Annotated in this window: 15 protein-coding genes and 1 tRNA gene; 13 read left to right on the top strand and 3 right to left on the bottom strand. The window is 47.7% G+C overall.

Annotated elements, in window-relative coordinates; translation table 11 throughout:
- The first annotated feature begins 16 nt into the window (after positions 1-16).
- From F5971_RS14745 to F5971_RS14725, 5 genes are all read left to right on the top strand, one after another.
- Positions 17-277, top strand: coding sequence for a hypothetical protein (locus tag F5971_RS14745; protein ID WP_036508402.1), 261 nt, complete (start codon positions 17-19; stop codon positions 275-277).
- 85 nt (positions 278-362) lie between these two features.
- The gene (locus tag F5971_RS14740) at positions 363-989 is read left to right on the top strand and encodes a paraquat-inducible protein A (RefSeq protein WP_193495683.1); all 627 of its coding nucleotides are present in this window, start codon (positions 363-365) and stop codon (positions 987-989) included.
- The gene (locus F5971_RS14735) at positions 982-1,611 is read left to right on the top strand and encodes a paraquat-inducible protein A (protein ID WP_036508397.1); all 630 of its coding nucleotides are present in this window, start codon (positions 982-984) and stop codon (positions 1,609-1,611) included. The genes F5971_RS14740 and F5971_RS14735 overlap by 8 nt, the downstream gene beginning before the upstream one ends.
- A complete protein-coding gene (locus tag F5971_RS14730; protein WP_193495680.1) occupies positions 1,608-3,542 on the top strand; it encodes a PqiB family protein in 1,935 nt (644 codons plus the stop codon). Before F5971_RS14735 ends, F5971_RS14730 begins: the two co-directional genes overlap by 4 nt.
- Complete coding sequence (locus F5971_RS14725; RefSeq protein ID WP_246187817.1) at positions 3,539-4,246, top strand: hypothetical protein; 708 nt, start codon at positions 3,539-3,541, stop codon at positions 4,244-4,246. The genes F5971_RS14730 and F5971_RS14725 overlap by 4 nt, the downstream gene beginning before the upstream one ends.
- A gap of 36 nt (positions 4,247-4,282) precedes the next feature.
- Here F5971_RS14725 and F5971_RS14720 read toward each other — a convergent pair whose 3' ends face one another.
- Positions 4,283-5,281 (bottom strand): hypothetical protein, encoded by a 999-nt coding sequence (locus F5971_RS14720; RefSeq protein ID WP_036508391.1) that lies wholly within the window; start codon positions 5,279-5,281, stop codon positions 4,283-4,285.
- A gap of 244 nt (positions 5,282-5,525) precedes the next feature.
- Between F5971_RS14720 and dapC the strand changes: the two genes are divergently transcribed.
- The 7 genes from dapC (at position 5,526) to F5971_RS14685 (ending at position 10,799) form a co-directional block, all read left to right on the top strand.
- Complete coding sequence (gene dapC, locus F5971_RS14715; protein ID WP_193495678.1) at positions 5,526-6,722, top strand: succinyldiaminopimelate transaminase; 1,197 nt, start codon at positions 5,526-5,528, stop codon at positions 6,720-6,722.
- A 16-nt stretch (positions 6,723-6,738) separates the two neighbouring features.
- Positions 6,739-7,098, top strand: a complete 360-nt coding sequence (locus F5971_RS14710; protein WP_036508389.1) for an ArsC family reductase — start codon at positions 6,739-6,741, stop codon at positions 7,096-7,098.
- Positions 7,091-8,122, top strand: coding sequence for a 2,3,4,5-tetrahydropyridine-2,6-dicarboxylate N-succinyltransferase (gene dapD, locus F5971_RS14705; protein ID WP_036508387.1), 1,032 nt, complete (start codon positions 7,091-7,093; stop codon positions 8,120-8,122). Before F5971_RS14710 ends, dapD begins: the two co-directional genes overlap by 8 nt.
- 16 nt (positions 8,123-8,138) lie before the next feature.
- Positions 8,139-9,275, top strand: a complete 1,137-nt coding sequence (gene dapE, locus F5971_RS14700; RefSeq protein ID WP_223116335.1) for a succinyl-diaminopimelate desuccinylase — start codon at positions 8,139-8,141, stop codon at positions 9,273-9,275.
- Complete coding sequence (locus tag F5971_RS14695) at positions 9,276-10,133, top strand: putative RNA methyltransferase (RefSeq protein WP_193495675.1); 858 nt, start codon at positions 9,276-9,278, stop codon at positions 10,131-10,133. It begins immediately after the preceding gene.
- A 74-nt stretch (positions 10,134-10,207) separates the two neighbouring features.
- Complete coding sequence (locus tag F5971_RS14690; RefSeq protein WP_246187816.1) at positions 10,208-10,435, top strand: hypothetical protein; 228 nt, start codon at positions 10,208-10,210, stop codon at positions 10,433-10,435.
- On the top strand, positions 10,410-10,799 hold the full coding sequence (locus F5971_RS14685) for a hypothetical protein (protein ID WP_036508381.1): 390 nt from the start codon (positions 10,410-10,412) through the stop codon (positions 10,797-10,799). The genes F5971_RS14690 and F5971_RS14685 overlap by 26 nt, the downstream gene beginning before the upstream one ends.
- Before the next feature lie 3 nt (positions 10,800-10,802).
- Here F5971_RS14685 and F5971_RS14680 read toward each other — a convergent pair whose 3' ends face one another.
- Positions 10,803-11,246, bottom strand: a complete 444-nt coding sequence (locus F5971_RS14680; RefSeq protein WP_193495670.1) for a hypothetical protein — start codon at positions 11,244-11,246, stop codon at positions 10,803-10,805.
- A gap of 179 nt (positions 11,247-11,425) precedes the next feature.
- Here F5971_RS14680 and greB point away from each other — a divergent pair, with 179 nt between their 5' ends.
- A complete protein-coding gene (gene greB, locus F5971_RS14675; protein ID WP_343042649.1) occupies positions 11,426-11,914 on the top strand; it encodes a transcription elongation factor GreB in 489 nt (162 codons plus the stop codon).
- Positions 11,915-12,044: 130 nt separating this feature from the next.
- Here the strand turns inward: greB and F5971_RS14670 are convergent.
- A tRNA-Lys gene (locus F5971_RS14670) sits at positions 12,045-12,120 on the bottom strand.
- Positions 12,121-12,136 lie beyond the last annotated feature (16 nt).

Raw genomic sequence — 12,136 nt, 5'->3', positions numbered from 1 at the left:
AGATAGGCTTTTAATCATGCAAGAAAAGGAAATACGATTGCTTTTTAAGGCAGGCGTCTTTGAGTCGTGTCAGGCTATTCCTGTCTCTATGTCACGAGGATGGACTCTCAAATTTATTACCAAAGACAAAGAAGTGATTACGCTCAATCTTCAAAGGGCTAACTCGGAGCGAGAGTTCAAAAGCTTAGACGGTGCATCCGCTGTCGCCAAACGCATTGGCTTTGATTGGCTAAACGTGCAAATTGGCGAGTTGCAATGGCGAGAAAAGGTTTCTTAAATGTAAGCGCTCCCTCTTTGGCAACGCCAACACTAACCATACCGCGCTTGATTTTGATGAGTTAAGGCTGACATGTTGAATGTAAATGGACAAAATCACGGACACTGAGCATTTGATCGCCTGCAATGAATGCGATCTACTCTTGGAGCGGCCTGTTATACTGGACAGCCAAAAAGCCAAGTGCCCTCGCTGTGGGTCGACGCTTATTTCCGCTCGTCACAATAGCATTGAACGCACACTGGCCTTATCCATTGCTGGCATGATCTTAATCTTTCCAGCCAATCTTTTCCCGCTCCTCACATTAGAACTCATGGGGCGCACTCAATCCCAAACAATTTTTTCAAGCGCCATGGGCTTTTACTATGATGGCTTGTGGCCCTTGGCTGTTCTTGTCTTCATGTTTACGATTCTTGTGCCTGCTTGCAAACTGCTGCTGCTGTTCTGGGTCAGCTTTTCATTGCAATTTTCAATTCGATTGCCCGCAAGGCGCTTTGCGCTTCGCAGCTATCAACACCTTGATGAATGGGGGATGCTCGAGGTCTATTTAGTCGGTGTACTGGTGTCAGTCATCAAGCTAGTATCGATGGCGACCCTTGTTCCAGGCATCGGAATTTTTTGCTTGGGCGCGTTAATCTTAGTGACCACAATGAGTTCATCAATGCTCGACACCGACCTGTTCTGGCATAAAATTGCAGAGGCTGATCATGATTAACACCGGACAATCTGCAGCATCTCAAGGCTTGCTCAGCTGCCATGACTGCCACGCACTCTGGAAACAATCTGAACAACACACGCACTGCCAACGCTGCGGCTCGGCATTGCATCTACGCAAACCCAACGCCATGCCCTTAACCTGGGCACTGTTATTAACCAGCACCTTTTTACTTGTCCCTGCCAACATGCTGCCCATTATGATGATTACCAGCCTTGGCCGTGGCGAACCTGCCACTATACTGGGAGGTGTGATCGAACTCATCAATTTAGGGATGTATGGCATTGCCTTTGTCGTGCTTGCTGCCAGCATTTTAATCCCTGTCGGCAAGATTATTGGCTTGTTGATTATGCTCGTCACCCTTCAATTTGGCTTGACGACCAACATGCAGCAGAAAATGATGATGTTTAGAATGGTACACTGGATAGGCCGCTGGTCGATGCTCGATATTTTTGTGGTTGCGGTTTTGGTGGCGTTGGTTCAAATGGGCAATTTAGCCCAAATCAGTGGCCAACTGGGTGCAACCGCATTCGCAGGTGTTGTCATCTTCACAATGCTTGCCGCCAATGCGTTCGATACCCGCTTAATATGGGATAAACATTCGGGAACTGACTCAGAATGACAGATTCAGATACAACCACGCCCCCAAATCGGGCTGTTATTCGACAACATCGGGGCCCTTCTGTGGTATGGCTCCTTCCTCTATTGGCCGCCATAATTGCTGGCTGGCTGGTGTATAAAAGCTATACTGAGTCGGGCATCATGATTTCTGTTGTATTTGACTCAGCCGAAGGTTTGGAAGCGGGGAAAACCCGCGTCATGTACAAAGGACTGCCAGCAGGTGAAATTCGTCAACTGACACTCAACGAAGACTTGCAAAGCATCACAGCCCTTATAGAAATGAATATCAACACCGAGGATATGCTCACCGACAACACTTTATTCTGGCTTGTAAAGCCTCAAGTGTCCCTATCCGGCGTCAGCGGTCTCGAAACACTCATATCGGGTTATTACATTGGCATACAGCCCGCTGAAGGTGAGTCAAAACGGAGTTTTACAGCCCTCACTTCGCCACCGCCTCCGGAGCGCGATGAGCAAGGACTCTATATCACACTCTATACCGACAGTGCCCGTTCGATTCAAACAGGGTCCCCTGTGTATTTCAGAAACATAGAAGCAGGTCGTGTGATCGAATACAGTCTCTCCCCCTCAGGTGAAGAGGTGTTGATCGATGTCTACATCCAACCCGAATTCACCGCTTGGGTCACAGAGCGCTCTCGTTTTTGGAATGCCAGTGGCATCGAAATTGACAGCAACCTCCCTGATTTTTCGGTGCGAGTGGGCTCTTTAATGTCGATCTTAACCGGTGGGATTCATTTTGACTCACCCGCCTTTGGTACACCTAAAGCGGCCGTGAATGGAGATAGATTTCCGCTCTACCCCGACCTCGAAAGCTCGCGGGATGATCTGGCCTATCAACCGGCTGGCTTTGAGGGTATTTCATTCAGATTACGTGCAGACAGCCTTGGCTCTATCCAAAGCGGCTCACCGATTTTATTCAAAGGGATTAAAGTTGGACAAGTAACAGGCTATCAACTGAACACCTCTGATCACTCTGTCACGATTTATGCAAGTTTACGTCAGCGCTACAGCTCACTCGTCAAACGCGACTCACGTTTTTGGAATGTCAGCGGTATTCGTTCCAGCTTTAACTTACAGTCTGGATTTTCGTTCGAAACCGATGGGCTTAAACCACTGATATCTGGCGGAATTGCATTTGATACGACGGACGGTTCATCGGCTCAGGCAGGCCAAATATTCACCCTGTTTAATTCAGAGGCAGAGAGTCTTAGTAATACATTGGCGATCACCTTGGAGTTCCCTCCGGGTCCCAGCTTACTGGCTGGAAGCCAGATTCGATTCCGAAATCAACCCGTTGGCGAAATAGTCTCTGTCGAACTGTCTGGATCCGATGGCAGTCTTTTTGCGCGCGCGCTTCTATTCGAACAGGGTTTCTTTTTAGCGCGACAAGGGACACGCTTCTGGATTGAAACACCTCAAATTGGTCTTTCGGGTATTCAAAACCCCACGGGGCTGGTGTTTGGCAATCACGTTAGCGTTGCACCGGGTTTAGGGGAAAACTCACAAACGCACTTTGTCGCCCTGACGGAAGCGCCGGTATTCCAGCCGCAACCGGGCCTAAACTTGGTTTTAACAGCCCCTTCTCTTGGGTCACTCAATCAAAACAGTAAGCTTTTTTATCGCGGCATCAGCGTCGGTAAAGTCATCGGCTTTCAACTCAGCCGAGAGGGGCATAGAGTCGAGATCTATGTCAATATTTCACCCCGCTATCAACATTTGATTACCCAATCAACGCAGTTCAGGAATATTGGTGGTATTCGCGCCAGTGCCAGTCTCTTCAAGGGAGTTGATATCGATGCGCCCAGCATTGAAGCGCTACTATCAGGTGGCATTGAGATTGAGATTCCCTATGAAGATGCCCCTGCAACTGAAGGGCTTCACTTTCCGCTACAACCCGCGAGCCGCCAATGATTCAGATAAAATGTCTTTTCCAAAGCCTAACCCTTATGTGCATCATAACCTTAACAGGCTGCAGCACCCCGGCAGGGGATCGCCCCTTTTACATTAAAAATCTTGCGAAATCTGACATAGATTTAGTGGCCGACGCACACATTGATGAAATTAATCGTTTGTCGCGTGAGCTCACCATTAAGCTTTACCAGCGCAATCCACGCGAATTAGCCAAGGCGCCAGCGGGAACATCCATTGATGACCGCCTCGCCTTACTCTTTAACTCTCCTAGGGTTATCAACCATCCAGAGCTTTTCTATCGATACGGCGTCGATAGTTTTCCGTTAGTTTTTGATCCGGATTTCACAGGCGACCGCGTGTTTGCTTTAATGATTGGGATCAGCGGTATGTTTCACGCGTCTTACAATTATCAGGACGAGTTTTATTTATTCGACTCTCTGGATCAGCAAAAACTTTACAACAGCGCACGCAATCTTGAAATTATCATTTGGCGCTTAAGCCATTTAAAACTCCCGTCTGGTGAGCCCTTCTTGTTGACCAATGGTATCAGCGACGACGGCATTTTTAATCTGAGTTTCGAGCGACTGTTCGGAAAGATGATTGCCCATCAAGACATGATGGCTCGCATTATTTCGGACAAAACCAACCGAACCATCAACAAAGCCTTTTTCAGTTTAGCCACAACGGCACTCTTTCCGATCTAACAGCGCCTTTTGGTTATGCTCGAATGGGATGCGCCGTCATTGGCGTATCCATTTATTAATTCGAATATCATCAATTTTATGATTCGAATTGAGCCTTAATGTTAAATCAGCCCTGGCTGGCATCTCCGACAGCATAAAGCGCGTCAAACGCTCATAGTGTTGAATAAAACGCACAATTTCTTCCTCATCCATAATTCTGAGATGATCCGTCGGCTGCTGCGTGTCGTGAATATAGCGCATACGCTCCGCCAGCTTTTTTTCTTGCAATGAACGCCACTCAAATACGGACTGCATACTTGGGACCTGCAGCATTAACATCAGATCAATTTTCGCAAAGAGCTGTGCATAGTCGGTTTTAAGATGATGATTAACATATGCACGCCAAATGCCCTCGGCATCCTCTTCCTCCTCTAAACGGTTCACAGGCGTTTTTAGTGCGTCATCGTCTTGGGCAATAGCACCCACGCACCATCCCTCAAACACAATAATATCGGCAGAGCCTGTCCATTCCTGCCAAACAGCTGAAGAACAGCGATCATCTATGGACTTGTCAAATACCGGAATCTTCGTGACGGTGGTCGGCTCGGCCTGAACAAGTGACTCAATGATTTCAATTCCCAAGGCGACATCATGGGTTCCGGGAACACCGCGCGTCTTGAGCAAGGGATGCACACTTTGCGACAAATACTCACGCTCGGATCGCACTTTGTATAAGTCATCTAATGAAAAGCCCACCACCCGCAAACCAAAGGCTTCGGTCAAGGTGACTTCCAATAAGTTAAACAGTGTCGACTTACCCGCCCCTTGGGCACCATTGATACCCAATACGAGAGGCCCTTTTTTTTGCTCCTTCCAATGCACAATCCATGCACACATGGGCACATAGAGTTTTTCAACCATTTCGCTCAGGCCAATATCCACTCTCAAGCTTTCAAGTGTTTTGGCAAAAGCCGCTTCAACCGCCTTAACCGCTTCACTCAAATCCGTATCAGACACGCACATTTGCTTTTCAGGCCACTTCACCAGAACACTCATACCTGTTTACCTCTACATTCTGTAGCCAAAGTTAAAAACCGTCGTAGCACAACCGCCTGTAATGCAAAAAAATTCCGTGCAACGCAAAACGGGCCAAGCCGAGACCAGATAGGCTTAACCTTACTCGAAATTCATCCGTAGAAAAACACGTCAGAATTGGTTCATGCGTAGCCTTGGGGTATACTAATGCCCCTTGTCAGGCAGATAATCCCCTTGCTTTTGTACAGAAAATACAGGATTTACTATGAATCACGATCTGAACAAACTTCACCCCTACCCTTTTGAGAAGTTGGCTAGCCTGACGGCGGATGTCCTCCCAAACTCCGAGCTTGCCCATATTTCGCTCGGAATTGGTGAACCTAAACATCCAGCACCTGGCTTCGTTGCTGAGGCCATCATTCAAAACCTGTCTGGATTATCCACTTATCCGACGACCAAGGGGGTGCTGGCACTGCGCCAAGCGATCGCATCCTGGGCTGAACGACGCTTTAGCCTGTTGGCTGGCAGTCTTGATCCAGAGCAGCACGTACTTCCCGTTAATGGAACACGTGAAGCCATTTTTGCCTTTGCTCAAGCCGCCATTGATCGCAAACCCAATGCCTTGGTGGTTTCGCCCAACCCTTTTTACCAAATATACGAAGGCGCGGCCTATCTTGCAGGTGCTGAGCCTTGGTATTTAAATTGCACCGCAGAAACAGACTTTATACCTGATTATGATGCCGTCCCGGCTGACGTATGGGAACGTTGCCAAATTCTATTCATTTGCTCACCTGGCAACCCAACAGGTGCGGTGCATTCGATTGAAACACTCAAAAAACTGGTGGCACTGGCAGACCAGTATGATTTCATTTTGGCATCGGATGAGTGCTATTCTGAGATTTATTTAGATGAAAGCCAACCTCCAGCCGGGTTGTTGGAAGCCTGCGCTCAACTTGGACGCCATGATTATAACAAGTGTGTTGTTTTTCACAGTTTATCCAAGCGCTCTAATCTACCCGGAATGCGCTCAGGGTTTATTGCCGGCGATTCAAAACTGATTATGCCGTTCTTGCAATACAGAACCTACCATGGCTGTTCAATGCCCGTGCAACACCAAATCGCTTCTATTGCTGCGTGGAAAGATGAACAACACGTTTTGGACAATCGTAATCAATACCGTCAAAAATTTGATGCAGTGATCGACATTCTAGCGCCCGTGATGACGCTCACACGCCCCGAGGCCAGCTTTTATCTTTGGGCGAAAACACCGACGGATGACACCCTGTTCAGCAAAGGTATCTTGGCAGATCAGAACTTAACCCTATTGCCCGGAAGCTACTTATCCCGCGAAGTGGATGGTATTAATCCCGGAAGCGGCTATGTGCGCATGGCATTGGTGGCTGAAGTAGATGAATGCGTAGAGGCGGCAACACGTATTCGTCGCTACATTGAGTCTCTGTGATCAAAAGGACACGTACATGTTAACTCTCTATGGTATTAGCAATTGCGATACGGTACGCAAAGCACGTAAATGGCTTGATGCTCAGAACATTGCGTATCAATTCCACGACTTTAGAAAAGATGGCCTGTCAAGCGAGCACATTCAGCGCTGGATTGAGCAGATTGGCGTTGACACATTGGTCAATAAACGCGGAACAACCTGGCGGCAATTGCCGAGCGACAAACGTGATGCAGCAAGCCCTCAAGACATAGAAGCCTTGCTGCTTGAATCCCCGACATTGATCAAACGCCCTCTATTAGAGGGTCATGGTATTTGCCATGTAGGGTTTTCAGAAACAACCTATACCGAATTAACTAATGGAGTCTGCGATGAGTAATTTTGCTTTTGGATTAGGAATTGGAACCAAGTCTGCGACGGGTCAATGGCTTGAAGTCTATTACTACGCCCCTCTGCTGAACGCAGACGATGCGCTGATTCAGGCGGTTGCTAAGGCTGTCAATTATACAGGTGGTAATCAAACACTTGAGCTGGCTGAATCTCAGCTCAAACACTTAGAAGCGGCTTTTTTGTCAGTTGAAAACGAGCAACAAGCTGAACTCACTGAGATCCTTGAAGGAACCCAGCAGCCGCTTGTGCTTTGCATTCTGGAAACAGACGCTGAGCCACAAAGCACGCCCGAAGTGTACTTAAAGCTTAGCCTGCTTTCTAACCGTCTAGTGAAACCGCATGGCGTCAACTTGACAGGTATGTTCGGACTCTTACCAAACGTTGCTTGGACGTCTGAAGGCGCCATCGCTCTGGACGAGTTAGCAAAACGCCAGCTTTCTGCCCGTGCACAAGGACGGGTTCTGGATGTTATCTCCGTCGACAAGTTCCCTAAAATGACTAACTATGCCGTCCCTGCAGGTGTCCGTATTGGCGATGCTTCACGCATCCGCTTAGGCGCTTATGTTGGCGAAGGCACAACAGTTATGCACGAAGGATTTATCAACTTCAATGCAGGAACCCTGGGCGTCAGCATGGTTGAAGGTCGGATCTCAGCAGGTGTTGTCGTCGGTAATGGTTCTGATTTAGGCGGCGGCTGCTCAACCATGGGCACCTTATCAGGTGGAAACAATGTTGTGATTTCTGTCGGCGAAAACTGCTTGATTGGCGCCAACGCAGGCCTAGGCCTTCCACTTGGGGATCGTTGCACAGTCGAAGCAGGCCTGTATGTAACGGGCGGATCAAAAGTCACTGTTCTTGATGATCAAAACCAAGCCGTTGCGATTGTCAAAGCCGCTGAACTGGCAGGAAAGCCGGATCTTTTATTCCGTCGTAACTCGCAAAATGGCCAGATTGAAGTGAAAACCAATCGCTCTGCAATCGAACTTAACGCTGAATTACACAAGCACAACTAATTTGTAGGACGTTTAAATGCCCGCTATCTCTGCCACACTTGAATTGGCTCAAGACTTAATTCGTCGCCCATCCGTCACGCCTGAAGATGCAGGCTGTCAAGCCCTGCTGATTGAACGTCTGACGGCTTTAGGTTTCACCATTGAGTCAATGCCCTTTGAAGACGTCACCAACCTTTGGGCACGACGTGGCAGTGAAGGCCCAGTCTTTTGTTTTGCAGGACACACAGACGTTGTCCCCAGCGGCCCGGAGGATCAGTGGACTTACCCTCCTTTTGAACCCACCCTTAAAGATGGATATTTATGGGGGCGTGGCGCCGCCGACATGAAAGGTAGCATTGCGGCATTTATAACGGCCCTAGAGCGCTTTATCGCAGAAAATCCCGATCCAAAAGGCTCAATCGCGCTGCTAATTACCAGCGACGAAGAAGGCCCGTTTATTAACGGTACGACGCGTGTCATCGACACCCTGGAAGCCAGAAACGAAAAAATCACTTGGTGCATAGTGGGTGAGCCCTCTAGCAGTAACCACGTTGGTGATGTTATTAAGAACGGTCGACGCGGATCGATCAGTGGCGACTTAACCATCAAAGGTATCCAAGGACACGTGGCTTACCCTCACTTAGTCAAAAACCCCATACACCTCGCTGCGCCTGCCTTGGCTGAGTTATCGCAAACGCTTTGGGATGAAGGGAATGATTTTTTCCCACCCACCAGTTTTCAGATTTCAAATATCCATGCAGGTACCGGTGCCACAAACGTTGTACCCGGCACACTAACGGTGGCCTTTAATTTTCGATTTTCGACGGAGTCCACCGCACAATCGCTACAAGACCGAGTCAGTGAAATTTTAACGCGGCACGAACTCGATTGGCATATTGATTGGAGCCTATCTGGACACCCATTTTTGACAGCCGCAGGTGATTTAGTCGATGCGGCTTACGCCGCCATTCAAGAAGAAACAGGACTTGCCACAGAACTTTCAACGGCAGGTGGAACTTCGGATGGGCGCTTTATCGCGCCAACCGGTGCACAGGTGGTTGAACTCGGCCCCGTCAACGCAACCATTCATAAAATTGATGAGCGCGTCAAAGCGGACGATTTAGACACGCTGTCATCCATTTATGAGCGCATCTTGAATAAGCTGTTGAAGTAAATGGAATCTATCCCTTTTCGCTGCCCCGTTTGCCAAGAACCCTTAGCGCTCTTTTCTGAGGAGCGTCCAGCCGGTTTAGGCTGTTCTAAGGGTCATCGTTTTGATCAAGCACGACAGGGCTATTGGAACCTGCTCCTGCCACAACGAAAGCGCTCAAAAGCACCGGGCGACAACGCCGAGATGGTATTGGCCAGACGCGCATTTTTGGATCAAGGGTTCTATGAACCCCTTGCCGTCAAGATTGCAGATACGATTAGCGAAAAACTGGCCAGCAGCCCAACAATGCACTTCAATCTACTCGATTTAGGCTGCGGTGAAGGCTATTACACACAATTAATTGAGTCTAAATTGAAAGCAGCTTGTCTGCCCACCAACGTCATTGGACTCGACATTTCCAAAGAAGCGATTCGCAGTGCTTGTCGCCGAAGCGCGTCGATTCAATGGCTTGTCGCAACAGGCGCTGATATTCCTCTACTGCCCGAGTCAGTTGATGTAGCAACACTTATCTTTGCGCGCCTTTTGCCAGAACCAACCGCCAGAGTATTAAAACCAGGCGCCTTGTTCATGGTTGTTTGGGCAGGAATCGATCACTTAAGGGAGTTACGCGCCTTAATCTATAAAGACGTTCGTGACTCAGACTTGAACCCAGATGCCCAACTCGTTGATCATTTCACACCTATCGAAACGATCAATCTCACCTATCCTATCAACATTCAGGGCAGCGCAAACCTAGAAAACTTGCTGATGATGACCCCACATGGGCAAAGACTTACAGCAGAACGACGATATGCCCTCATGCAACTTGCATCGCTCGAGGTCACGGTGGATATTCGGATTAGCCTGTATCAAAAACGATGAAACACCTTAAGCCTACGTGGCAAACGTTAAAAAACCTGTTAAAACGGCGTGCGGATAACCCTAAAGAAAACTTCATGCTGCTTTTAATTGGCTTTGGTGTTTTCATGCTAGGGCTTTTAATCATAGGCTATGCGCAGTACTTTATCTGGCATGACTTAGCCGCAGAACTTGTTGCCTTAGCTGGCTTAATACTACTCATTGGCGGTATGATACTGGCCGCTATAGGTTACATTAGCCTGAGTGTACTGAGAATTTTGCGCTTTCTGGATTCTGACGATGACAACACAAACACACCATCCTGACATTGAAATTTACATCAAAAATGCCGAGCATGCTGATATTGTTAAATGGCTTAGCCAACGCTTTGACACCTTCACCAGCCTAGGCAACAAAGGGGTTTTACACACCTGGCGTGCCAGCTATCAAGGTCACACCTTTAAGGTCGCGATTCATGAACGGGCATTGGGGAAGTCTTGGTCTAGCGTTTGGTTCCAATCCGACAAAACACCTTGGCCCGTTGACTTAGACTGCGCTCGTGAAGCCGCCAAGACTTTAAACCTTCAGGTCCGCTGCATAGCATCAGGTTGGCAAGAAGGCGACAACCCAGACGAGTGGTGGAAACTGGAAAATGGAACCGAAGAAAAAATAGAATGGAAAACCGACTAACGCTTACGCCACCGCGCTGAATGAGGGAAAGTCGCTTTTTCGGCTGTATTCTATCTGCGCTAACATCTGACCACCGAGCGAAGCCAATCCTAACTGTGCAAAACGATCATTATTAACAGCACTGCCAGATTCAGGCATGCGCGAACGCACATCTAAATGACTCACCAAATAGGCATACTCGCCTCGTTCATGATGATTAATCGAATGATTGAGTCGTCCCACAATTTCGTGCGTAAACAGGGTGTCAGGGTGGGGATACTTTTTTGATTCAGATGCCAGCGCGAACTCACCTTGCGAAGCAGCTGGCACAGGCTGGAAGACTCTTTCTTGATTGGACGCAATCAAACTCAACAGAAAACCAAACGATGCACTATTCGGACTTCTAACCGCTTGCGGCAGTATCGACGTATAGGTTTCAATATTGGCCTGAATTTTTTCTATCGACATTCATTGCATCTCCAAAGACATACAGAATGTATCGGCCAATTACGTCAAAGCTTAAGTAAAATATCACCCTCTCCGTCCATACCATCCCCCATAAAAAATTATTCGCCCAAACAAAAATCCAGTAGAATGTCGCCTTACGGTCTCATCAGATCGCCCCAACCACTCTTTAATCGATGCACATGATGAAAACCCCTTTAATTACACGCACAGGCTTTCAAAAACTAAAAGATGAACTGAACCAGCTCTGGTATGAAGAGCGCCCTGAGGTCACTCGAAAGGTCACCTGGGCGGCCAGCTTAGGGGATAGAAGTGAAAACGCTGATTATCAATACAATAAAAAACGCTTGAGAGAAATCGATAGGCGCATTCGTTACCTAACCCGCTGCATCGAGAATTTGAAAGTCGTAGACTACAGCCCGGAACAAGAAGGCCAAGTGTTTTTTGGTGCCTGGGTCGAAGTTGAAAACGATGATGAAGAGGTTCGACGCTTTAGAATCGTCGGCTATGATGAAATTTTTATGGATCCGCGCTATATCTCGATCGACTCTCCTATGGCTCGAGCACTCCTTAAAAAGGGTATTGGGGACGAAGCTATTGTGGTCACACCAAAAGGTGAAGGATACTGGTACATCAATTCAATCGAATATGAGAAATCCGAGTCGATATAAACACATCGGCTCTACTCAAAGCAGGCATTTAAAATAAGAATCATAGAAATGATTTCAATAAAACAAACAATTTAACATTAATATAATATATTAATGTTTTAATACTGGTATTGAATCTAGAAAATAGTAATGGTGGGTCGTGCAGGATTCGAACCTGCGACCAATTGGTTAAAAGCCAACTGCTCTACCGACTGAGCTAACGACCCCTTACGGGAAAGTTGT

The organism is Nitrincola alkalisediminis (genome assembly GCF_009821115.1).
GTDB classification, from domain to species: Bacteria; Pseudomonadota; Gammaproteobacteria; order Pseudomonadales; family Balneatricaceae; genus Nitrincola; species Nitrincola alkalisediminis.
This window is presented reverse-complemented; position numbering and strand designations above follow the sequence as displayed.

Coding starts and splice junctions, on each gene's coding strand:
- dapE (WP_223116335.1), top strand. CDS start 8,139: ATGCCCGCTATCTCTGCCACACTTGAATTGGCTCAAGACTTAATTCGT.
- F5971_RS14730 (WP_193495680.1), top strand. CDS start 1,608: ATGACAGATTCAGATACAACCACGCCCCCAAATCGGGCTGTTATTCGA.
- F5971_RS14690 (WP_246187816.1), top strand. CDS start 10,208: ATGCTGCTTTTAATTGGCTTTGGTGTTTTCATGCTAGGGCTTTTAATC.
- dapC (WP_193495678.1), top strand. CDS start 5,526: ATGAATCACGATCTGAACAAACTTCACCCCTACCCTTTTGAGAAGTTG.
- F5971_RS14740 (WP_193495683.1), top strand. CDS start 363: ATGGACAAAATCACGGACACTGAGCATTTGATCGCCTGCAATGAATGC.
- F5971_RS14710 (WP_036508389.1), top strand. CDS start 6,739: ATGTTAACTCTCTATGGTATTAGCAATTGCGATACGGTACGCAAAGCA.
- F5971_RS14735 (WP_036508397.1), top strand. CDS start 982: ATGATTAACACCGGACAATCTGCAGCATCTCAAGGCTTGCTCAGCTGC.
- F5971_RS14725 (WP_246187817.1), top strand. CDS start 3,539: ATGATTCAGATAAAATGTCTTTTCCAAAGCCTAACCCTTATGTGCATC.
- F5971_RS14685 (WP_036508381.1), top strand. CDS start 10,410: ATGACAACACAAACACACCATCCTGACATTGAAATTTACATCAAAAAT.
- F5971_RS14745 (WP_036508402.1), top strand. CDS start 17: ATGCAAGAAAAGGAAATACGATTGCTTTTTAAGGCAGGCGTCTTTGAG.
- dapD (WP_036508387.1), top strand. CDS start 7,091: ATGAGTAATTTTGCTTTTGGATTAGGAATTGGAACCAAGTCTGCGACG.
- F5971_RS14680 (WP_193495670.1), bottom strand. CDS start 11,246: ATGTCGATAGAAAAAATTCAGGCCAATATTGAAACCTATACGTCGATA.
- greB (WP_343042649.1), top strand. CDS start 11,426: ATGATGAAAACCCCTTTAATTACACGCACAGGCTTTCAAAAACTAAAA.
- F5971_RS14695 (WP_193495675.1), top strand. CDS start 9,276: ATGGAATCTATCCCTTTTCGCTGCCCCGTTTGCCAAGAACCCTTAGCG.
- F5971_RS14720 (WP_036508391.1), bottom strand. CDS start 5,281: ATGAGTGTTCTGGTGAAGTGGCCTGAAAAGCAAATGTGCGTGTCTGAT.